At 41.6% G+C, this 21,652-nt stretch carries 20 protein-coding genes; 18 read left to right on the forward strand and 2 right to left on the reverse strand.

Annotated features, from left to right (window positions below):
- Window positions 1–5: 5 nt before the first annotated feature.
- From MKY84_RS05510 to MKY84_RS05570, 13 genes are all read left to right on the forward strand, one after another.
- Window positions 6–635, forward strand: a complete 630-nt coding sequence (locus MKY84_RS05510) for a queuosine precursor transporter (RefSeq protein ID WP_342528336.1) — start codon at window positions 6–8, stop codon at window positions 633–635.
- Between the two features lie 83 nt (window positions 636–718).
- A complete protein-coding gene (locus MKY84_RS05515) occupies window positions 719–1,801 on the forward strand; it encodes a sugar diacid recognition domain-containing protein (RefSeq protein ID WP_342528337.1) in 1,083 nt (360 codons plus the stop codon).
- A 165-nt stretch (window positions 1,802–1,966) separates the two neighbouring features.
- Window positions 1,967–3,373, forward strand: coding sequence for an FAD-linked oxidase C-terminal domain-containing protein (locus tag MKY84_RS05520; RefSeq protein ID WP_342528338.1), 1,407 nt, complete (start codon window positions 1,967–1,969; stop codon window positions 3,371–3,373).
- Window positions 3,366–4,655, forward strand: coding sequence for a (Fe-S)-binding protein (locus tag MKY84_RS05525; RefSeq protein ID WP_342528340.1), 1,290 nt, complete (start codon window positions 3,366–3,368; stop codon window positions 4,653–4,655). The genes MKY84_RS05520 and MKY84_RS05525 overlap by 8 nt, the downstream gene beginning before the upstream one ends.
- Before the next feature lie 22 nt (window positions 4,656–4,677).
- On the forward strand, window positions 4,678–5,700 hold the full coding sequence (locus MKY84_RS05530) for a DctP family TRAP transporter solute-binding subunit (RefSeq protein WP_342528341.1): 1,023 nt from the start codon (window positions 4,678–4,680) through the stop codon (window positions 5,698–5,700).
- Window positions 5,701–5,716: 16 nt separating this feature from the next.
- Window positions 5,717–6,199, forward strand: a complete 483-nt coding sequence (locus MKY84_RS05535; RefSeq protein WP_342528344.1) for a TRAP transporter small permease — start codon at window positions 5,717–5,719, stop codon at window positions 6,197–6,199.
- Entirely contained in the window at window positions 6,196–7,518 is a 1,323-nt protein-coding gene (locus MKY84_RS05540) for a TRAP transporter large permease (RefSeq protein WP_342528345.1), read from the forward strand. The genes MKY84_RS05535 and MKY84_RS05540 overlap by 4 nt, the downstream gene beginning before the upstream one ends.
- Before the next feature lie 12 nt (window positions 7,519–7,530).
- Window positions 7,531–8,277 carry an SDR family NAD(P)-dependent oxidoreductase gene (locus MKY84_RS05545; protein WP_342528346.1) on the forward strand — a complete coding sequence of 249 codons (747 nt, stop codon included), beginning with the start codon at window positions 7,531–7,533 and terminating at the stop codon, window positions 8,275–8,277.
- Window positions 8,270–8,767 carry a PPC domain-containing DNA-binding protein gene (locus tag MKY84_RS05550; protein WP_342528347.1) on the forward strand — a complete coding sequence of 166 codons (498 nt, stop codon included), beginning with the start codon at window positions 8,270–8,272 and terminating at the stop codon, window positions 8,765–8,767. The genes MKY84_RS05545 and MKY84_RS05550 overlap by 8 nt, the downstream gene beginning before the upstream one ends.
- Window positions 8,754–10,229, forward strand: a complete 1,476-nt coding sequence (locus tag MKY84_RS05555; RefSeq protein ID WP_342528348.1) for an AMP-binding protein — start codon at window positions 8,754–8,756, stop codon at window positions 10,227–10,229. Before MKY84_RS05550 ends, MKY84_RS05555 begins: the two co-directional genes overlap by 14 nt.
- 3 nt (window positions 10,230–10,232) lie before the next feature.
- A complete protein-coding gene (locus MKY84_RS05560; protein WP_342528350.1) occupies window positions 10,233–11,366 on the forward strand; it encodes a beta-ketoacyl synthase N-terminal-like domain-containing protein in 1,134 nt (377 codons plus the stop codon).
- A 3-nt stretch (window positions 11,367–11,369) separates the two neighbouring features.
- Window positions 11,370–11,666: an OB-fold domain-containing protein gene (locus tag MKY84_RS05565; RefSeq protein WP_342528352.1), complete on the forward strand. Its 297-nt coding sequence runs from the start codon at window positions 11,370–11,372 to the stop codon at window positions 11,664–11,666.
- Between the two features lie 52 nt (window positions 11,667–11,718).
- Window positions 11,719–12,645, forward strand: coding sequence for a bile acid:sodium symporter family protein (locus MKY84_RS05570; protein ID WP_342528353.1), 927 nt, complete (start codon window positions 11,719–11,721; stop codon window positions 12,643–12,645).
- 1,055 nt (window positions 12,646–13,700) lie between these two features.
- On the opposite strand, the gene MKY84_RS05575 is transcribed toward MKY84_RS05570, so the two are convergent.
- A complete protein-coding gene (locus MKY84_RS05575; RefSeq protein WP_342528354.1) occupies window positions 13,701–14,642 on the reverse strand; it encodes a glycosyltransferase family 2 protein in 942 nt (313 codons plus the stop codon).
- Window positions 14,643–14,809: 167 nt separating this feature from the next.
- Here MKY84_RS05575 and MKY84_RS05580 point away from each other — a divergent pair, with 167 nt between their 5' ends.
- From MKY84_RS05580 to MKY84_RS05595, 4 genes are read left to right on the forward strand one after another with little or no spacing between them, the layout of a single operon-like run.
- Window positions 14,810–16,336, forward strand: coding sequence for a glucosyltransferase domain-containing protein (locus tag MKY84_RS05580; protein ID WP_342528356.1), 1,527 nt, complete (start codon window positions 14,810–14,812; stop codon window positions 16,334–16,336).
- Between the two features lie 15 nt (window positions 16,337–16,351).
- Window positions 16,352–18,448 (forward strand): LTA synthase family protein, encoded by a 2,097-nt coding sequence (locus MKY84_RS05585; protein WP_342528357.1) that lies wholly within the window; start codon window positions 16,352–16,354, stop codon window positions 18,446–18,448.
- 10 nt (window positions 18,449–18,458) lie between these two features.
- The gene (galU, locus tag MKY84_RS05590; RefSeq protein WP_342528359.1) at window positions 18,459–19,340 is read left to right on the forward strand and encodes a UTP--glucose-1-phosphate uridylyltransferase GalU; all 882 of its coding nucleotides are present in this window, start codon (window positions 18,459–18,461) and stop codon (window positions 19,338–19,340) included.
- On the forward strand, window positions 19,337–19,702 hold the full coding sequence (locus tag MKY84_RS05595; RefSeq protein ID WP_342528361.1) for a GtrA family protein: 366 nt from the start codon (window positions 19,337–19,339) through the stop codon (window positions 19,700–19,702). The genes galU and MKY84_RS05595 overlap by 4 nt, the downstream gene beginning before the upstream one ends.
- Window positions 19,703–19,992: 290 nt before the next feature.
- Here MKY84_RS05595 and MKY84_RS05600 read toward each other — a convergent pair whose 3' ends face one another.
- Window positions 19,993–20,220 (reverse strand): hypothetical protein, encoded by a 228-nt coding sequence (locus tag MKY84_RS05600; protein ID WP_342528363.1) that lies wholly within the window; start codon window positions 20,218–20,220, stop codon window positions 19,993–19,995.
- Window positions 20,221–20,366: 146 nt separating this feature from the next.
- On the opposite strand from MKY84_RS05600, the gene MKY84_RS05605 reads away from it, so the two are divergent.
- Window positions 20,367–21,593 carry an MFS transporter gene (locus MKY84_RS05605; protein ID WP_342528365.1) on the forward strand — a complete coding sequence of 409 codons (1,227 nt, stop codon included), beginning with the start codon at window positions 20,367–20,369 and terminating at the stop codon, window positions 21,591–21,593.
- Window positions 21,594–21,652: the final 59 nt, after the last annotated feature.

Raw genomic sequence — 21,652 nt, forward strand, 5'->3', positions numbered from 1 at the left:
TCACTTTGTTACTTTATTTAAATGGTTTGTTTGTAGGTTTATTAATTCTCGCTAACATTGTTGCCGTCAAATTATTCTCCATTGGTGAATTTGCAATTTTGCCAGCCGCAGTTGTCATTTACATTTTTACGTATCCCATCATTGATGTGATTGTTGAAGTCTACGGTAAAGAACAAGCAAAACAAACCGTGCGAGCAGGTCTTGTCACACAAGTAGCAGCATTACTATTCATTGCTATCACGGTGGCATTACCTTCCGCTTCGTTTTGGGATGGCCAAGCCTCATTTGAGACAATTTTAAATGGTAGTATGCGAATTATCATCGCCAGCTTGATTTCTTATTTCATTAGTCAAAATCTAGATGTATTTGTTTTCGACAAATTAAAGAAAAAGCATGGCAACAAAAAACTATGGCTACGAAATAACGCTTCTACAATGGCTAGTCAGTTAGTAGATACAACCATTTTTATCACAATCGCATTTGCAGGCACCGTGCCATTCGCTGTTTTACTAGGAATGATTGCCACGCAATATGTGGTCAAATTCTTTGCTTCCATTGCAACCACACCACTTGTTTACGGTGCAGTATATGGTATTCGAAAAGGGCAAAAAACTGCTTCACCGCAACCCGTTTAATTCCCTCACCCCATCAAAAATTATTGCCACAATAGTATGAAAAATAGTATTCTTTTAGTATTGTAGCAAAATGGGGTGAGAAAATGTTTGATTTGTCGGTTGTTGGTCATGACATTGTCCATGAATTATCTGAACTAATGGAGCAGCACGTCGTCGTGACAGATCGATCAGGCTTTGTGATTGCCAGTACCAATCCCGAAAGAATCAATACATTTCATGAAGGCGCCGCCATTGCCATGAGACAAAAAGAACAATTTTATATCACTGAGCAACTGAGTAAAGAGTTAAAAGGCGTTCGTCCTGGAATAGTTATGCCTATTTTAATTATGAATGAAGCAATCGGCGTTATCGGTATTACAGGATTACCTGAAACCATTGAGCGCTATGCAAAACTAGTACGTAAGGTCGTTGAGCTATTTGTTACGGACTTCCTATCACGCCAAGAAAAAGAACGAACAACGCGTGAAATCGAATATTTCATAGCCGACTATTTACTAGGGGAGTATACCGTCACGGAAGCTCTTCAACGTGCCCGAATTCTTGATTTTCCATTAAACAAGTTTTACCAAGTAGCAATTTTACAGGGGACTAGTTTTCTAGGTCAAGAAACGGTGGATCGCATACTCAGTATGCAAACACTTCATCCGGAACTCGCTATAGTGAGAAGCGGGATGGGACAACTCATTTTGTTCTTACCAAAAATAGATAAAACCAAGCTCCTAGAAGGGTTGCAACAAATCCAATCCAAACTGATGAAACAGCTTGGAGATTACCAGCCCATTGGCATTGGTCGATGTGGTGATTTGCGAGAGTCTTATCAACAAGCGAAAACAGCCGTGAAAATTTCAGACAGGCAGCAGCGTGTTGTCTTTGAAGAAAATCTAAAGTTGGAACTCTTGTATTACCAACTACCAGAGGATGGTATTCAAACTTTTTTAGAACGAACAATCTCTCCAATCTGCAAAGACCATGAATTGATGGAAACGTTGCAAGCTTATTTTGAAACGAATGGCAGTTTACAAGATGTTGCAGATGAACTTTTCGTTCATAAAAACACATTGAAATACCGATTAGCTAAAATCGAAAATCTTCTAGGGATTCATTTTTCAAATCGAGCTGATCTTGCAGAAGTGTATACAGCCTATCGCTTATATGCACGAAAATAGAAGGACCGTTTTCCTAAATATTAGGGAAAACGGTTTTTTCATTGTCCAAAAGGACAAAAATAAGGCCAATTTTAAATGTGAATGTTGTGTGAACAGCCATAGTATTCAGAAAATTCTTTCTGTAAAGTAATTTGTAAGCGCTATCACAAAAGGGAGGGCGAGCCAGTGGAATGGATCACCCAATTACAACAAATTGTTGGCAAAGACCATGTTAAACAATCACGTGCCCAACTCGCGGCTTACAGCTTTGACGCCACTGCTGGTTTTCAAGCTATGCCTGACGCAGTTGTGTCACCTGAAAGCACTGAACAAATTGCGGCCATTATGAATGTTTGCCGAACCTATAAAGTTCCACTAGTACCCAGAGGGTCTGGAACAAATCTCGCAGCGGGCACTGTTCCTTCACAAGGTGGAATTGTCCTTTTGTTTAATCGAATGAATCAAATCATAGAGCTGGATGAAGACAATCTTTGTGTGACTGTTCAACCAGGGGTCATCACGTTAGACCTCGCTACATATGTTGAGAGCCACCAACTATTCTATCCACCAGATCCGAGCAGTATGAAAATTTCTACGATAGGTGGCAATGTGAGTGAAAACTCCGGCGGGTTAAGAGGATTGAAGTATGGTGTCACCAAAGACTACGTCATGGCACTTACCACGGTGTTACCGAATGGCACCATTCTCAAAACAGGAGGCAAGCTTGCCAAAGATGTGGCTGGTTACGATATGCAATCCCTTTTGGTAGGATCAGAAGGCACATTAGGTGTCGTCACTGAAATCACACTAAAATTAATCCCACTTCCAAAAGCCCAAAAAACAGGTATCGCCTACTTTACTTCTTTGGAAGCTGCTGGCAAGACTGTTTCAGAAATCATTGCAGCTAAGATTATTCCAGCAACGCTTGAGTTTATGGACCGCGGGACGATGGACGCCGTAGAGCAATTCATGAATCTTGGCTTACCACAAGATGCCGAGGCCATGTTGTTGATGGAACAGGATGGAGACGAGGAAGCTGTTACAAGAGATGTAGAACAAATGATAGCTCTCGCTATAAAAAATGGGGCGACGCACACAGCGGTAGCTAGTTCTGCTGAAGAAGCCCTTCGGTTAAAAGCGGGCAGACGAGCAGCACTGTCTGCGTTATCTCGCAAACGGCCAACTACAATATTAGAGGATGCTACTGTGCCTCGTTCTGAACTTGCAAAAATGGTACGAGCTATAGAAGAGATAGCTATTCGCAATCAAGTCGAAATTCATACATTTGGGCATGCTGGAGATGGTAATTTGCATCCCACCTGCTTAACTGACAGTCGTGATGTGGAAGAGATGAAGCGAGTAGAACAAGCTTTTGCAGAAATATTTGAAGTGGCCATCTCACTTGGAGGCACAATCACAGGTGAACATGGAGTGGGAGAGATGAAGTCTCCCTACTTAGAATGGAAAATTGGGGCAGAGGGCATTGACTTGATGCGAACGCTCAAGCAAGCCATCGATCCAGACAACATCTGCAATCCAGGAAAGATGTTTGCAAAATCTACAAAGCCTCGGGTGGTGCTTCACTATGGTTAATGTTCTCGAACAGCGAATGCAGCAGAGCTTTGTTGACCATGTAGATGAAAATTTACTGATGGATTGCATGAGGTGTGGCTTCTGCTTACCAGCATGTCCCACTTATCTGATCACAGGGCAAGATGAAGTCCACTCGCCAAGAGGACGTATCGCACTAATGAAAGCGGTCAGGGATGGTGAAGTGAAATGGGATGGTTCTGTTGAAGAAGCTTTTGACGTCTGTCTAGGTTGCCGTGCTTGTGAACCCGCCTGTCCAGCAGGTGTGCAGTACGGAACACTTTTAGAAGAGACTCGCTACGCGATTCAAGAAGCCAAACCTACATCATTAAAAGAAAAATTGATTCGAAAAGTTGCGTTTGATGGGTTGTTTGCTAATCAGCAAATTATGCAAGGCACAGTGAAATTGATCCAATTTTATCAAGCTTCCGGAATTCAAAAGGTGACTCGAAAAGTAGGCTTTATGGAATTGTTTCCAGACTCCCTTCGAGACATGGAGACCGTATTACCAAAGATCGTATCCAAAAAAACTCGGCAGCCACAAGAGAAAAAACAACTGCGAGTCGCATTTTTTACTGGCTGTCTAATGGAAACGATGTTTCAACAAACCAATCAACGAACGATTGAATTGCTCGAGTACCTCGGGGCAGAAGTCATTATTCCTGGAGGCCAAGCGTGTTGCGGTGCTCTTCATGGACACAGTGGGGAATTGCCAAAAGCTAAGCGAAACGCTGTTCAAAATGTGAACGCTTTTCATCATGAAGACTTTGATTTCATCGTTCAAAATGCAGGAGGGTGCGGCGCATTTTTAAGTGAGTATGGCAAATTGCTTGGATCTGTTGAAGCTCAGCGCTTTAGTGAACAACTTACTGATATTTCTTCCTTGTTGGTAAAGCTTGGATTAACAGAAAAAATCGCGCAATTGCCAAAAAAAACAGAAGGTGTTGTGACATATCAAGATTCTTGCCATTTGCGCAATGTAAATAAAGTTTGGGTGGAACCTCGAGCCCTATTACAAGCTACACCAGGTTGGGAATTTAAAGAAATGCCAAACGCAGCAGGGTGTTGCGGATCTGCGGGAATTTATAATTTATTACAACCAGTAGTAGCTGGTCAGATTCTTGAACAAAAAATGAAAGGGGTGAAGGCTGTTACACCAGCACGAGTTGTAACTTCAAATCCAGGGTGTCTTCTTCAAATGAAAGTTGGTATTGAACGCGAGGGTCTCGGAGCAAGTATGCAGGCGGTACATATCGTCGACTTTATCTATGAAACGATTTTCTAAACTACTAAAGGGGTGTAAGTTCATGAAAAAATCAAAACGTTCACTATTTACAGTTATGGGGTTATCGACAGTACTTTTACTAGGCGCGTGTGGTTCTGAAGGTTCGTCAAATGAGGCAAGTGCAGATGACAAAGAATACGATTTGAAAATGTCAGTGACCGTTTCAGAGTCGTCCACTTGGTTTGAGGCGGCTGAAAAACTGAAAACAGACTTAGCAGAAGAAACAGATGGGCGTATCAATTTAGAAATCTTTGCAAATGAACAACTTTCAGGTGGGGATTCTGGTAAAGCTGTTGAAGGACTTTCAAAAGGAACCATTGATTTAACGTTCAACTCTACAATCATCTACTCGATTTTAGATGAGCGCTTTGGGGTAGCATCTGCTCCTTTCTTATTCTCGAATCTTGAAGAAGTCGACAGTGTATTTGGTGGTGCCGGTGGTGAACAGTTGAAAGAAGTACTTGCTGAAAAAGGTGTACATGCACTCGGCTATGGTCAGAATGGCTTCCGCCAACTGACAAACAGTGTACGTGAAGTGAAGTCTCCTGAGGATATCACAGGATTAAAACTACGAATTCCTGGTATTCAAATGTACACAGATCTATACCGTGAACTAGGTACGGATCCAGTAACGATGACATTCTCTGAGGTATTTACAGCATTGCAACAAGGAACAATCGATGGTCAAGAAAATCCAATTGATGTTATTTACTCTTCTAAATTAAATGAAGTCCAAGACTATATCACGATGTGGAACTATTCGTATGATCCGCTTGTACTAGGTATGAATAAGGAATTGTATGATTCTATGAGTGATGCAGACAAGGAATTGTTTGATCGTCTGGGTAAAGAAGCAGCAGACTACCAGCTAGAACTAGCACGTGAAAAAGAAGCAGGTCAGATTGAAGAGTTGCAAGCAGCAGGTATGCAATTCTATGAACCAACAGAAGAAGAACTTGCGGCATTTAAAGAAGTCGTGCAGCCGCTTTACGACAAATACACAGACATTTGGGGTGCCGATTTACTAGAAGCATTCCAACCGTGATCAGGAGGAATCTATCATGAAGGTGCTAGATAAACTAGAAGAGATTATCTTGGTAATCGCCATGCTAAGTATGACAGTCATTGCTTTCACCAATATCATCTCTCGAAACTTTGCTGAGATTTCCTTATCATTCACGGAAGAGCTGACAATCAATTTGTTTGTGCTGCTGACCTTTGTGGGGACTGCTGTAGGTGTGCGAAAATACGCACACCTTGGCTTTACCTTGTTTTACGATCTTGGAAATAATGCTGTCAAACGAACAATGATCGTCATTTCAACATTAGCAGGCCTTGTACTGTTTGGGGTACTGTTTTGGTTCGGAATTCAAACGATTTTATTCCAAATGGATATTGGTCAAAAAACACCAGCACTTGGATGGCCAACCTGGGTCATGACGATGTCATTACCGATCGGTGCAGCGTTGTGTATCATTCGAACACTGCAAGTCGGATGGCAAGAATGGCAATTGAAAGACGGAAAGGAGAGTGAGCAGCTATGATTGCTTTGTTTTTGTTCGGCGCATTTTTTGTACTCATCTTCTTACGCGTCCCAATAGCACTGGCACTAGGGATATCTTCCTTGATCGTACTTGTGTCATCGAGCGGTTTATATGGTCTAGAAGCGGTCACAGATATTATGTACACAAGTGTTGCCAAATTCACTCTGCTAGCTATTCCGTTCTTCATATTAGCAGGCGTCATCATGGATCACGTTGGAATTTCTAAGCGGTTAATTGATTTTGCACAAGCAATGGTTGGCCATATGAAAGGTGGAATCGTTTTAGTTACGGTTCTCGTAGCTGTATTTTTTGCAGCTATCTCGGGTTCTGGACCTGCAACAGTTGCCGCTATTGGAGGAATTTTAATTCCTGCAATGGTGAAGAGTGGCTATAAAAAGGAAACTGCGGGAGCGCTTGTTGCAAGCTCAGGAGCTGTAGGAATCATCATCCCACCGAGTATCGCTTTCATCGTTTTTGCGGTCGTCGCGGGTGATCAAATTCCTATAACCATCAACCGGCTGTTTCTTGCGGGCGTTATCCCAGGATTATTAATGGGTGTAGCCTTCATTATTGCTGCTTTTTATGTCCGATATCGAGAAGAAAAGAAAGGGTTTTTCCATGCAGATGATCACAAAATGGAAAAGGCTACTGGAAAAGAACGACTAGATGCATTTGTTAAGGCACTACCTGGTCTGTTTATTCCCGTTATTATTTTGGGTGGAATTTATGGGGGCTTCTTCACACCAACAGAGGCAGCTGTTGTAGCAGTTGTTTATGGTCTAGTTGTTGGGTTAGTGGTATTAAGAGGCAGTCTGTTTAAAAGCATGTATCGTATATTTGTAGACGCGTCGTTACAGACAGCTGTTGTCATGATTATTGTGAGTGCGGCTTCCGTATTTGCCTACATCATCACGACAGAACAAATTGCGCGTGACTTAAGTGAAATCATTTTAGGGCTTTCTACAAACCCTATTGTCATTCTTTTATTAATCAATGTTCTCTTATTAATAGCAGGAGCCTTCATTGATGCCATCTCTGCATACTACATATTTGTTCCGATTCTTCTTCCAATCATGATTTTCTTGGAAGTCGATCCAACAGTATTTGGTGTATTCATGACGGTCAACTTGGCTATTGGCTTGTTTACTCCTCCAGTTGGATTAAATCTTTATGTGGCAGCAGGTATATCTGGTACAAACATCATTGAGATTTCTAAAGGTGTTTTACCTTTCGTGATTGCCTCGATCATCGTTTTGATGTTAATTACATATATCCCTGTAATTTCAACATTTTTACCAGACTTACTGAACGTAAAATAAGGAGGAATTCACATGAGATTTTCTAAAGAAGTAGCGATTATTACAGGAGCAGCAAGTGGTATTGGCCAATCGGTTGCCATTCAACTGGCAAGTGAAGGTGCGTATGTTGTTCTTGTTGATTTAAATTCATGCGAACAAACTATTCAGCAATTAAATGGCGCAGATTATCTAGAATGTTTAGGCGATATTCGTGATAAAGAATTTGTAGAAGCCACCGTGTCACGCACAATTGAAAAATTCGGTGAAGTACACATCTTGGTGAACAATGCAGGAACATGTAGTCGCCTTGATTTAGAGGATATGACCTTGGATCAATGGGACCGTGATCTTGATACAAATTTGAAAGCCACTTTCCTCTTCACTCAGGCATGTGTGTATCCCCATATGCGGGACTCAGGATATGGTCGAATCGTTAACATCAGTTCGATATCAGGAATTAACGGAGGCGTTGTTTCTGGTGGAGAGAAGAATGGTCGCTCCGGTCCTGCTTACTCCGCTTCAAAAGGAGGCGTCATTGCCCTCACTCGTTGGGTAGCCAAGGAAGTCGGTAAATACGGGATTACCTGTAATTCGGTTGCACCTGGCGCCGTGTTGACAGCCATTACAGCGGGTGTTGCTTACGATACTTCTGCTCAAGTGATTGATCGAATGGGTGAGCCGAATGATATTGCACAGGCCGTGATGTATTTTGCTCATCGTAAAGCCGGCTATGCGACTTCGCAGGTACTGAAAGTTGATGGAGGGTATAGCATTGGGTAACAAGACAGTAGAAGCAGTTGCTGCTGAGAGCTCTGTGCGTATTGTAGGAAGATTGACAAACGAGTGGGATTTATTTGAAGGCATGCGTCAAGTTTGTGTCGAGCATGGTATTGAAGCTGCTCAATTTCAGTGCTTGGGATCGTTACAACATGCCACCTATGTACAAGTAGAACGAGACGGGACAGAGGGACGAATTCGCTACTCAAGCAAACGACAAACATCTTCTCCTGTCGAATTGTTGTCAGCAACAGGATTCATTGGCAAAGATGAGAACGGAGAACTCGATGTCCATATGCACGGAGTATTTGTCGATTGTGATGGACAATTAAGTGGAGGGCATTTTTTAGCAGATGAAAACCCTGTAGCCGTAACGATTGAATATATTTTATTCCCCCTTACTGGCGTCGAAATGAAACGAAAGAACGACAAAGTATGGGGAATGCCTGTTTTCCATTTTTCTCAAGGAGGCGAATCTATTGGAAACGCTTAGTCATTTAGCTTTAAAAGCAGCAGCTGCGAATCCTGAAAAAGTAGCTGTAAAAGATACAGAACGTCAGTTTACTTACAAAGAATTTGCAGAGCGCACACTAGCATTATCATCCTATTTTCATTCACTAGGAATTCAAAAAGGCGAGCGGATTGCCGTACTGATGAAAAATCGGGCAGAACATATCGAGTTGGATGTTGCACTCGCACATGCAGGCATTATTAAGGTGCCTTTGAATTACCGACTTCACCCTAAAGAACTTCTCTATATGATTGACGATGCATCTGTTTCTTTACTAGTAGGCGACAAAGAGCTGCTGGATAGTGTGGAAGTAAACGTGCCATCGCTTTATGTAGGGGAACACTATGAAGATTTGGTCCAACAACATTTGGGCAAATCGCATCTAGCTGATGTTTCAGAAGACGATTTGTTCGCGATTATGTACACTTCGGGGACGACAGGAAACCCTAAAGGTGTTATGTTAAGTCACCGTAATATGATTGCAGGGGCGCTATCACTCGCCCAAGTCTGCAATGTCGATTATCACGATGTGGTGGGCCACGTGGCACCTTTAACTCATGGGAGTAATTTCTTGAGCCATGTGTCTTGGCTGTATGGGTTAACTCAAGTCGTCTACGATAAATTTGAAGCGGCACACTTTTTAGATGAATTGCAAAAAGATCAAGTGAGTATTATTTTCATGGTTCCGACAATGGTGAATTTAATGGTTCAAGATCCAGCTTTCGATGCTAAGAAACTGTCGACATTGAAGTCGATCAACATGGCAGGATCGCCAATTGCAGCAGCTAAATTACAATACGCTTTAGAACAAGCCGGAACTATATTCGTAGAAACTTATGGACAAGTGGAAGCCCCTATGTGCATCACGATGATGCCTCGTCATGAGCTATCAAAACGATTAGAATCATGTGGTAGAATTGGACCTTTCGTTACTGTGAAAATAGTAAACGATGAGGGCAATGAGGTGCCGCATGGTGAAGTGGGAGAAATCATTTGTAAAGGCTCTCTTGTCATGAAAGGTTACTGGAATAACGACAAAGCTACAGCTGACACTCTTAAGGACGGATGGTTGCATACAGGAGATTTAGCATGGCGTGATAAAGAAGGTTATGTGCATATCGTCGACCGTAAAAAAGACGTCATTATTTCAGGTGGTGTCAATATTTATCCGCGTGAAGTGGAAGAAGTGTTGAATCTCCATCCTGGTGTTAAGGAAACCTGCGTAATTGGTGTAGATGATGATAAATGGGGAGAAAGTGTTGTCGCTTATGTTGTCCTCAATGGCACACAAGAAGTAACTGTTGAACAGTTGCTAGATCTTTGTAAAAACCATTTAGCAAGCTTTAAAAAACCGAAGGAAATTCATTTGGTAGAGGAACTGCCAAAAAGTTCGTACGGAAAAATACTGAAACGTGAACTAAAGACACAACACGTGGGAGTGTAAAGGATGACGAAAACATATATACATGGCGTGGGAATGACCAAATTTGGAAACCATGCTGATCGCACTTTAAAAGATTTACTGCTGGATGCAAGTAGACAAGCTCTGGAAGACGCAGGACGTCCTAAAGTAGACGCAGTATTTGTTGGTAACTTCTTAGCAGGTAGTATGAGCAACCAAGAAATTTTGGGTGCCATCGTCGCTAATGATTTAGGACTTGGCTATATTCCGGCCGCTAAAGTGGAAGGAGCTTGTGCCTCTGGTGGAATTGCTCTTCGACAAGGCATTCTAGGTATCATGAGTGGTGAGTATGACACAGTACTGGTTGCTGGAGTCGAAAAAATGAAGCATGCTCGAACACCAGATGTGACACAGGCAATCAATGCAGCGATGGATACAGATTCCAATGAAAAGCATGCAGGCTTGACGTTCCCGGGATTTTTTGGAGTACTAGCTCATCGTTATTTTTATGAAACAGGTGCTAGTAAAGAACATTTAGCGATGGTGGCTTTAAAGAATCGTGAAAACGCATTAAACAACCCATTGGCACAGTTCCAGAAACCAACGTCTTTAGATGAGATTATGAATGCTCGCGCCATCACAGATCCATTAGGGCTATTTGATTGCTCACCTATGACAGATGGTGCAGCTGCAATCGTTCTTTCTAGAAAACCTAGTTCCATTCATGTCAGAGCTTCAGCACTTGTTTCGGGTCCTACTCAAATGCAAGACGCGCTCGATTTGTTATCCATTCCTGCAATCGGGGAGTCGGGTAGAAAAGCGTATGAAAAAGCAGGTCTAGGTCCAGAAGATATAGATGTCATTGAAATCCATGATTGTTTCTCTATGACGGAAATTATCGCGACTGAAGAGCTTGGATTCTTCACAAAAGGTGAAGGGTGGAAGGCGTTAATAGAAGGCCATACGAAGCCATCAGGTAAAAAACCTGTAAACACTAGTGGAGGATTGCTCTCTAGAGGGCATCCAATTGGCGCAACAGGCTTGTCGCAAGTGTATCAACTGGTTCATCAATTAAAGGGAACAGCTGCCAATCAAGTAAATGGCGCACGAATTGCGTTAGCACAAAATCTAGGTGGGACAGGCTCTTACTCGGCCGTCCACATATTAGAGAGGGTGTAAGAGATGAAAGTCTATTCATGCTGTGGTCACGAAACGGTTGTAAAACGCCATTATTGTCCAACATGTGGTTCAGATCAAATTGAACAACGTGAAGTCTCAAACGATGGAACAATTTATAGCTACACTACCATCCATGTACCTCCTGTAGAATTTGAACATCTAGCACCTTACTCTGTTGTGTTAGTTCAATTAGAAGGGACTTCAGCAAAGGTGACAGGGCGAACGACGGAGCAAGTGGCTATTGGTGATGCGGTTCGCTTTCTTGAACTGAAAGATGGAGCTTACTTATATACGAAATAATTTAAGACCTGTGCGAAAGCACGGGTCTTACCTGTAGAGGGGGGGAGAAAAAGTGGCACTACTAAAATCGGTTCTCGCAAAGTATCTTCCCCTGTGGATTATTTTAATTGCGCTGAGTGCTTATTTGCAGCCGACTCTCTACACTCTAATTCAAGGCTGGGCAGGTTTTGGTCTGGGACTTATCTTCTTTCTAATGGGTTTACAATTAGCAGTCCATCAGCTCGTAAAAACGATTCGTAACCCTAAGACGGTGTTTATTGGTATAGCATTAAAATGGGTGATCATGGTAGCTGTGTCGGTTATCTTGGCCAAGATTTTCTTTCAAGAGCGCCTGGACATTGCCATGGGGATTATTTTATCAGGAACAGTTCCCAGCGGCACCTCAGCTAATTTATATGCCTTAATTGCAGGAGGCGACGTAGCACTAAGTATTACAATGGCCACGGTAGATACACTTATTTCTCCAGTACTGACGCCCCTCCTGACAGATTATTTTGCCGGACAGTTAATTCCTGTGGATGTGATGGCCTTATTCAAGTCGATAGTGCTTATCGTTTTTCTTCCACTGTTTTCAGGAATCTTCTTACAATGGCGCTGGGGTAAGAAAGTGGACCGAATCAAACCCTTCACACCTATCATCTCGCAAGTCACCTTGTTGCTCATTGTGGCTTCGGTAGTTTCTAGCGCACAGACCTCTCTTGTCGAACATTTGGAGCTTCTACCCAAAATTGCGGGAGTAGTGTTTTTGCAAGTCAGTATTCCCATGGGACTTGGGTATTTTGTGGCGAAGTTAGTAGGAGTTCCTGAGGCAGGAGCGAGGTCAATCTTATTTCAAGTAGGTATTTGCAACACGGCATTGGCTGCCACTTTGGCGATGGAACACATTGGGGAACTAGCCGCTATTCCGGCTGTGATCAACATGATTATCAACTTGTCCCTTGGAGCATTTATCTCCAATTATTTTTCTCAGAAACCTTAAAAACCTTTGGAGAGGATCCAAAGGTTTTTTTAACGGTGCCAGATTTGAAATCCCTCCACCTAGAAAACCATTTCCTAGGTGAGTTTCTTCGAGCCTCCCCACGTCAGCCGAAAGGAGGGCGCTTTCGGCTGCGTTGCCGGGTCTCGGTAAAACTCAGATGGCCTGGGAAATGGCAACCTAGCCTCCGGGGTTTCAAATCAACAGGGTGAGTGGCGTTAGATTCGTGATGAACGATTAATCGAATCTGACGATCGATAAATTGGTTATGATGAAGGATTAAATTATTGTGATGAGCGATTAAATCATTGATGAGTGATTAATCGAATCTGATGATCGATAAATTTGCTGTAATGATTGAATAAAACTTTGAGGAGTGAAAAGACAGCTGCACTATTCGCTCAGTCAGACTAAAATACTTTAAATGGCCAAGGTCTTACTAGTAAGGGCTTTAAGTAATAAAGATTTGGTTTTAAAGAAGCAATTAATTTTTTTCTAAAATTTGAAATCCCTCCACCTAGAACACCATTTCCTAGGTGAGTTTCTTCGAGCCTCCCCACGTCAGCCGAAAGAAGAGCGCTTTCGTCTGCGTTGCCGGGTCTCGGTAAAACTCAGATGGCCTGGGAAATGGCAACCTAGCCTCCGGGATTTCAAATCAATAGACTCAAAAAATTTACTAAGTCACAGATAACACAAAATCTCTATAAAAACCAGGTAGTTTTCTATAGCTGGCTGACCTAAACTGTGATTGACTTGTTGCCAAACCGAGCCTCGCGTTAGCGCAGCGATTTTCTACCTTGTTAAATAGAGCAAAGTTTGAAATACACTGAAAAAATAGAGGCAGAGCCGACCCTAAGACGTTGCAAGTCACCACTTCCTGAAAAAAAGAACTTCAACTACCCGTATGCAATTGGAGAAGTTTGTGTAAGGTCGAACTAAGAAGATTCGCGCCGAGGCCCGCTCTAAAAGAGCGGGCCTCGGTCCTTTTCGTTCTTAATTTGAACTTAAAAACAAGCTTCGTAAGATGCATATGGATAGAAGGTAGTTCTTGAGAGTTCTTACTTAACTCTATTTGCCGGTAGGTAAACATCCAAGAAATAAACAGGACGCTTTTTGGTTTCAAAAAATATTTTCCCTAGATATTCACCGATGATACCAAGTGAAAGCAACTGAACACCGCCTAAGAATAAAATGACAGCCATCATAGAGGGATAACCCGCAACGGGTTCACCATATAGAATTGTGCGAACGACAATAAAAATGATATATAGAAATGCTAAAATAGAGATTCCGATACCGCTCCAAGAAGCAAAGCGCAATGGGGCGATTGTTGCTGAAGTGATGCCGTCTAGCGCTAAATTGAAAAGCTTAAGATAATTCCACTTTGTATCGCCAGCTGCTCGGGCATCCCGGTCAAATAAAATTTCTTTTTTGCGGAAACCGATCCAGCTAAACATACCCTTCGTATAGCGTTTTGATTCACGCAGTGATTGAAGTGCGGTAATGCATTTGCGGTCTAGTAGACGGAAGTCACCAGTATCACGTTGTACGGGAACATCTGAAAGTTTTTCTAGAATACGATAATACCTTCCTGATGACCATTTTTTGAAAAAGGTTTCGCCATCTCGACTTTTACGTTTCGCAAATACATCTTCATAACCTTCTTCCCAATAGGCAAGCATGTCGGGAATGAGTTCAGGAGGATCTTGAAGATCCGCATCGATAATCACGACCGCATCTCCTTTTATGTAATCAAAGCCTGCTAGCATGGCGGCTTCCTTTCCAAAATTACGGGAAAGATTGACAACAGAGACAGATGGATGCGCTGCATTGAATTCGCAAAGCAATTCAAATGTGCGATCCTTACTACCATCGTTGATAAAAAGATATTCGAAAGAATAAGTAGGTAGGGTGGCTGTTACTTCATCCAGCCGTTGTATTAATAGAGGAAGAACTTCTTCTTCATTATAAGCGGGGATTAAAATGGTAATTAATTTCATTAATTGAACTCCTTTTATTCGAAAACATAGTGAATCTTTCTTTACCAGTATACGTCAAATGGAAGAAGGAATGGGAAAAAGCATAGAAAATTTCCAATTCCCTACCGGAAAATGTGACAAACCATGCTATACTAATACAATTGAAAACAAGAAAATGCTTGGAATAAGTGGGGGAATTAACAGTGCCAGAAGATTATTTAAACAGATTAAAAAAACGCATTACACCCGAGTGGAAAAAAGGCTTTCTAGCTACTTGGATTATCGGATTACTGACACATCTTATTATATTTACACAGTATATTCCGAATCATGATGGACTGGTCAATACATATGCTGATCAACTCAATTTTGGACTCGGACGATTCTTCCTTGGACCGGTAAGCTGGGTTGGTTCTTATTTTGATTTATCTATGATTAATGGTCTTTTATCACTATTTTATATGAGTCTATTTGTCGTTGTTTTAATTGAATTGTTTTCACTTAAAAAAACACTGTCGATTTACTTGCTAGCGGGAGTCCTCGTAACATTCCCAGTCATAACATCTACTTTTGCCTATATGTTTACGGCTGACGCTTACATTTTTGGTTACTTTTTAACTGGGCTTGCTTTGCTAGTTACTGTGAAGTGGCGTTTTGGATTTATACCAGGAGCCCTTCTATTTTATGTGGCTGTCGGTATTTATCAGGCGAATTTACCGTTTGCATTGACCTTAGCAATTGTTGTAGTGATCCACATGTTGCTCGATGAAAAGAACACATTCAAATTGATGAGCTTTCAATTAGCTCGTATGATTGCGACAGTAGTGGGAGGGATGGGTCTTTACGCCATCACATTCTTTCTTTATCAACGCTTCTCGTCTTCTATCCGTAACTACCAAGGCTTAAATGAAATAGGGGAGCGCTCTGATAGTATTCGCCATTTACTTACAGAGAGTAAAGACGATTTTCTTGAGTTCTTTATTGGTGGTTTTGTGACAGACATCCCAGTGACACTTTTCCATATATTAAATCTACTAGTATTGGTTCTGTTGATTGGTTTTGTAGCTGCCAATGCTATGAAAAAATCAGTTGGACGAACTGCTTTAATTGCGGTAGCCATCTTATTACTGCCTTTCTTTACCTATAGCCTGTACTTCGTGTCACCAGGAGTCGTCTATCATGTATTAATGATCATGAGCATTATTAATTTGTACTTCTTAGTTATCGTATTCTACGAACATGCAACCTCTCAAAAAGTGCTTGCGTGGCTAAGTGTAGGAGTACTAGCGCTAACCATTGCAAACTCTGCAATCATTGCCAATATTTCTTATCTGCATTTGCAATTACGTTTTGAGAAGACGACGCAGTTTGCCAATCGCGTCATGGCTCGAATTGAAAGCCAGCCAGAGTATACTCGTGAAACAAAGATTGGTATTGTCGGGCGATATAGTGTGAGAAGTAGCGTCGGATCGGGACCGGTAAGTGACAGACTTCCACAATTAACAGGTATTGTAGGAGAAAGCATTTTAATTCTTCCTTACCAGTTCAATTATTTCTTCGATACGGTACTTGGAACTCCGGTGAAGTATGCTTCCTCAGAGGAACTCAATGCAATTAAAGAGACACAAGCGTTTGAAGAGATGCCGACATGGCCTCGAGAAGGTGCGGTAGAGATGATTGATGGTATTGTCATTATTAAATTCCAAGAACAGTAGAAAGGAGAGAATGAGGTGAGACGAATAAAAGGTGTTTTACCACGATTTCTACTTTCACTGATTACGTTCAGCATATTATTTCTTCTTCCACTTGCCATTCTCTTGATGAATGAATGGCTTGTGCGGGATTTACTAAATTTGCCGGTATTCGACTGGATTGAACAATACGACAAGCGATTCGTGCTCAACTACATCCTGTATGTAGCCTTATTTAGTATCTTGTTCCTATTTCCAAGAAAGATTTTCTATACATTAAGCTTTTTATTAACAGCATTCCTTCTTTTATTTGGACTAGGTAATCGCTTTAAATTGGAATTACGGAGTGCACCCATTACACTCGATGATTTTCGACTTCTTCGCGAAGTGACAGGATTTGAATCACCTGTCGAAATAAATTATTGGTTAGTGGGAATAGGCACGTTTGTTGCGGTCCTAGTGCTTGCCTTGGTGCTTTACATGCTGCCTTCTCATAAAGAAAAATGGCTTATAAAGGTAGCTGTGGTTAGTGCTGCAACTGTTTTCTTTTTTGCTATGTGGACAGACCGACCTTTTTCACCTGCAGAGCAAGCGGGACTGCAAAAAACGCTTTGGAAACTTGAAGTAGGTATGAAAAATAACGGCATGCTTGCAAACTTTGTCGTTCTTGCCAAAGAGTCTGAAGTACAGCCACCTAAAGGCTATTCACAACAAGCAATCACGACTATTGATGAGCGCTATAATCCTCAAGAAGAACAGCAGAACACAAAACCAAATGTTCTGTACATCATGAGTGAAGCCTTTATTGATCCTTACTATTTTGGAGAAGAACATTTTTTGGTAGATCCTGTGCCAAATTTCCGAAAGTATTTTAATGAATCCATGCACGGGACATTGTATAGTTCAGAATTTGGTGGGGGTACAGCAAATGTAGAATTTGAAGCTCTGACTGGGTTCAGTATGCAATTCATGCGACCAGATTATGTGCCCTATCAATTATTTCTACATCAACCTGTTCCAGCAATTCCTTCTCTTTTCAACGATGCGGGATATGAGTCGACAGCTGTTCACGGTTATTTTGCTTGGTTCTACCAACGTAATTCAGTCTATAAAAACTTAGGATTTGATCAGTTTATATCAGGTGAATTCATGGACCTTGAGAAGCCGAATACTCCGGGCGGGACTTTTCCAAGCGATCGTCACATGACAGACGCTATTTTAGAAACACTTGATGCAAGTGACCGCCCTGATTTTATCCATGCAGTGTCTACTCAAGCCCATATGCCTTACGGTCGTCAGCAAGAATCAGAATTTGTAAAGGCAGATACTCTGTCGGATGAAGTACGTCCTTATTTAAATAATTATGTCGAGAAAGTGCATAAAGTTGATTTGGAATTAGGACGATTGCTTTCAACTTTAGAAGAGCGAGAGGAAGAAACCTTGGTTGTATTCTGGGGCGATCATCTCCCTAGTTTTCCAAATGGTAATGAGCTTTACGGTCCGTTGGGGACTGATATAGCAGAAGATTGGAATGGAAAGCACGAGGATTTTTTGACCATGCACAGCGTTCCTTACTTTATTTGGAGTTCGAAAGACAATCAACCTCAAACTCGTGATATTTCAGCAACCTTCCTACCTGCGCTGGTTACAGAGTTAGCAGGCATCGAGGGAAATACCGTAACAGCACTAGGTTCTGAATTACTTGCTGAAGGGCATTCTCGAATTCCCTATACGCAGTGGGCTGCTGAAGAACAGCCTGTTTCAACAACTATGCAAGATCTGCAATTGCTTCAACACGATTGGTTGCACGGAGAACGATATTACGAGTCCTTGCACGGTGAGTTACAAGTACACCAAGACTTTCATTTAGGACTTTATGAAGAGATTCTCATACAAAATCAGAACAAAATAGAGACTGTCTATGAATGGATAGTAAAAGGCGCCCCTAAATATACGGAAGTGCTTATCAATGGAAAGCCAATAGATTCTTTTGGCTGGCAGCGTCTAGAGCCGGGGATTTCTAAATACACCATTCAGGTTGAAGAACTCAAAGTAGGGGATACGCTTCAATTTATGGTTACGAATGCCAGAGGTTCTGAACTCATGAAATCTCGAACAATAGAAATAGAGAACTAGGAGAGATTAGATGAAACCTATAAAAAAAGCGATTATTCCGGCTGCAGGACTCGGTACACGGTTTTTGCCTGCAACCAAAGCAACTCCAAAAGAAATGTTGCCGATTATTGATAAACCGATGATTCAGTATATTGTCGAAGAAGCGATTGCTTCAGGAATTGAAGATATCATTATTGTCACAGGAAAAAATAAACGAGCGATTGAAGATCATTTTGATCATTCCTTTGAGCTTGAAAGTCATTTGGAAGAGAAACAGAAACTTCAAGAATTATTTGATGTACGCCAGCCTGGTAATGTGGATATCCATTACATTCGTCAAAAAGAAGCCAAAGGTTTAGGGCACGCTGTGTGGTGTGCACGTAAATTCATTGGCGATGAGCCGTTTGCTGTGCTCCTCGGAGACGACATCATTGATGCAGGAAATCCTGGCCTCAAACAATTGATTACACAATACGACATGGTCGGTTCTTCGGTAGTGGCTGTTCAAGAGGTTTCAGCGGAAGAAACAAACCGTTACGGCATCATTGAATATGATCATCACCAAGACAAACTCTATAAAGTGAATGCGATGATTGAAAAACCTGCTCCGGGAACGACAAGTTCTCGTATGGCAATCATGGGGCGGTATATTTTGACACCAGAAATTTTTACAATCCTAGATCAACAGAAAGTAGGGGCTGGAGGAGAAGTTCAATTGACCGATGCCATTGAGCAACTTCTTGAAACCCAAGATGTCTACGGCTATGCATTCGAAGGAAAGCGATACGATGTGGGAGAAAAGCTAGGCTTCGTCAAAACAACGATTGACCTTGCGTTAAGAAGAGCCGATTTGAAGGATGACGTTCTTGCGTATTTACAAGAAGTGCTTAAAGAGATGAAAACTCACTCATGAATAAAGAATTGATTCGATTCATCGCCGTTGGGATTTTCAATACTGCACACTACTTTGCTTGGTTTGTCCTCTTCACGGAAGTATTTCAAGTTCATTATGTTCCAGCCCATTGGACAGCCTTTTTAATCAGTATGGTGGGCTCTTACTTTTTGAATACCTTATTTACGTATCGCGCAAAAGTTTCTTGGCGCTCATTTTTTCAGTTCCCGATAGTTTATGTTGTTCAAATCATTATTTCTACAGGACTCATTATTCTTTTCACAGATGGATTCGGAATCAATGAAAAAATCAGTTCCTTAATAGCCTCTGTAGGAACAATTCCTTTTACATTCGTACTATCAAGAAAAATCATTAAACGATAAAAGTTTGGGATAAATTATAATGATAAGATTTAATTAGTGCATAGTTAAGTGGAGTGTAGGGACTGACTCCAGTGGGATAAAGAGCGATACGTGAGGCCCCGCAGGAGCTTGCGACGAGGAGACTTACGACGCGGCCACGGAAAGCAGTCCCGGAACGGAACTTAACGTAAACTTGTAGATTCTCAAGGGTTTATTCTAAAATTCCTGCATATTTGTTTTGTTACTATTTTTATTGATTTACAAAAACGCAAGGTGAAGCCTAAAAAGGTCACCTTGCGTTTTATATGTAACTAAAATGAATGCTGACTATTGTATTTCTCAGCTACCTTATAAGCATCATACATACCATAAATCCAAAAAATAGGTGTTGTAATGAAACCAATTAGAACAAACATTAAAAGTCCGTTGATGAAATGAATAACAATAAACAGAATACCTTTGCCAATTTCGCCATTATAAATTTGACCAAGCCCTGTGAATAAAAAACTCAGTACGGCAGCAAGTCCAGGATTTTTCATTTTTTCACCTCCTTTGCCATTTATCTTGAAACATCTTTAGTATAATTCTTTTAAAGGGATATAAATAGAGGGTTACCAAATAAATGCAATTTAATGAAAGAGATAACGAACAATTTTTTAATTCTGAGGCAAGGAGCTTACTAATGATGCACGAAAACATAGAAAGTACTAATCGACAACAGCTTTATAAACGGACCTTGTGGATTGTCATGCTGTCTCAAATTTTTGGAGGGGCAGGACTTGCAGCTGGAATTACGGTAGGAGCCCTGATTGCACGTGATTTACTGGGGTTAACAACGCTGACTGGTTTACCGGCAGCTTTATTCACGTTGGGTTCGGCAGTCACCGCTTTCACAATCGGTCGACTCACGCAGCGTATCGGGCGCCGAATAGGTCTTAGCATTGGGTTTTTCCTTGGAAGCTTGGGAGCGATTGGTGTCATAGTAGGGACCACACTCGAGTGGATTCCCTTATTTTTTATGGCCTTATTTATTTACGGTGCAGGGACAGCAACCAATTTACAAGCACGCTATGCAGGGACAGATTTGGCACTTCCCACACAGCGGGGGAAGGCAGTTAGTATTGCTCTCGTGTCTACAACAGTAGGAGCAGTCGCTGGACCAAATCTAGTAGGACCGATGGGGCGATTCTCGGCTCTTATGGGGCTACCAGAACTGACAGGCCCATTTATCTTAGCAGCTGTTGCTTATTTGATAGCAGGCCTTGTGTTATTTATAGGCTTGCGTCCTGATCCATTTTTAGTGGCTAAAGAGCTTGTACTACAGAAAAAATCCGGGACAGAAGAATTGATTGAAACGACTAATATTCGTGGTGTATGGTTAGCGGCTACTGTTCTTCTGATTACACAATTTGTAATGGTGGCAATCATGACTATGACACCTATTCATATGGAAGGTCATGGCGCTCGGCTTGAAGCAGTAGGGTTGGTTATCAGCCTTCATGTAGCGGCAATGTATTTACCTTCTCTAGTTACAGGGGTAGCAGTTGATAGGCTTGGAAGAATTCCAGTCATCATCTTCTCGAGTATAACTTTAGCTATAACAGGTATATTAACGCTACAAGCTGCCGGCGATAATTTTTGGCAAATGGCTGTGCCACTTATTTTACTTGGACTAGGATGGAATTTAGGTCTCATAGCAGGCACATCCCTTTTAATCGATTCGACGAGTATGGAGGTACGAGCAAAATATCAAGGAACTATCGATGTGTTAGTGGCTATCTCAGGTACACTTGGTAGTCTAGTTTCTGGAGTCATTGTTGGTCTTACAAGTTATGCGCATCTTGGCATAGTGGGAATGAGCTTAGCCTTATTATTAGTACCTATTCTATTTATCTACCGATTGAAACGCTAATGCACGGTTTGCAGAGAATGGTGTATGATAGAGAGATGAATTTGACGCTTCGGAGGCTT

It is taken from the genome of Chryseomicrobium sp. FSL W7-1435 (assembly GCF_038595005.1).
In the GTDB taxonomy this organism is placed as follows: domain Bacteria; phylum Bacillota; class Bacilli; order Bacillales_A; family Planococcaceae; genus Chryseomicrobium.

What these genes read in the sequence shown, in the direction of transcription:
- MKY84_RS05575 (WP_342528354.1), bottom strand. Translation starts at nt 14,642, where the DNA reads ATGAAATTAATTACCATTTTAATCCCCGCTTATAATGAAGAAGAAGTT.
- MKY84_RS05605 (WP_342528365.1), top strand. Translation starts at nt 20,367, where the DNA reads ATGCACGAAAACATAGAAAGTACTAATCGACAACAGCTTTATAAACGG.
- MKY84_RS05535 (WP_342528344.1), top strand. Translation starts at nt 5,717, where the DNA reads ATGAAGGTGCTAGATAAACTAGAAGAGATTATCTTGGTAATCGCCATG.
- galU (WP_342528359.1), top strand. Translation starts at nt 18,459, where the DNA reads ATGAAACCTATAAAAAAAGCGATTATTCCGGCTGCAGGACTCGGTACA.
- MKY84_RS05530 (WP_342528341.1), top strand. Translation starts at nt 4,678, where the DNA reads ATGAAAAAATCAAAACGTTCACTATTTACAGTTATGGGGTTATCGACA.
- MKY84_RS05545 (WP_342528346.1), top strand. Translation starts at nt 7,531, where the DNA reads ATGAGATTTTCTAAAGAAGTAGCGATTATTACAGGAGCAGCAAGTGGT.
- MKY84_RS05600 (WP_342528363.1), bottom strand. Translation starts at nt 20,220, where the DNA reads ATGAAAAATCCTGGACTTGCTGCCGTACTGAGTTTTTTATTCACAGGG.
- MKY84_RS05525 (WP_342528340.1), top strand. Translation starts at nt 3,366, where the DNA reads ATGGTTAATGTTCTCGAACAGCGAATGCAGCAGAGCTTTGTTGACCAT.
- MKY84_RS05560 (WP_342528350.1), top strand. Translation starts at nt 10,233, where the DNA reads ATGACGAAAACATATATACATGGCGTGGGAATGACCAAATTTGGAAAC.
- MKY84_RS05515 (WP_342528337.1), top strand. Translation starts at nt 719, where the DNA reads ATGTTTGATTTGTCGGTTGTTGGTCATGACATTGTCCATGAATTATCT.
- MKY84_RS05595 (WP_342528361.1), top strand. Translation starts at nt 19,337, where the DNA reads ATGAATAAAGAATTGATTCGATTCATCGCCGTTGGGATTTTCAATACT.
- MKY84_RS05565 (WP_342528352.1), top strand. Translation starts at nt 11,370, where the DNA reads ATGAAAGTCTATTCATGCTGTGGTCACGAAACGGTTGTAAAACGCCAT.
- MKY84_RS05540 (WP_342528345.1), top strand. Translation starts at nt 6,196, where the DNA reads ATGATTGCTTTGTTTTTGTTCGGCGCATTTTTTGTACTCATCTTCTTA.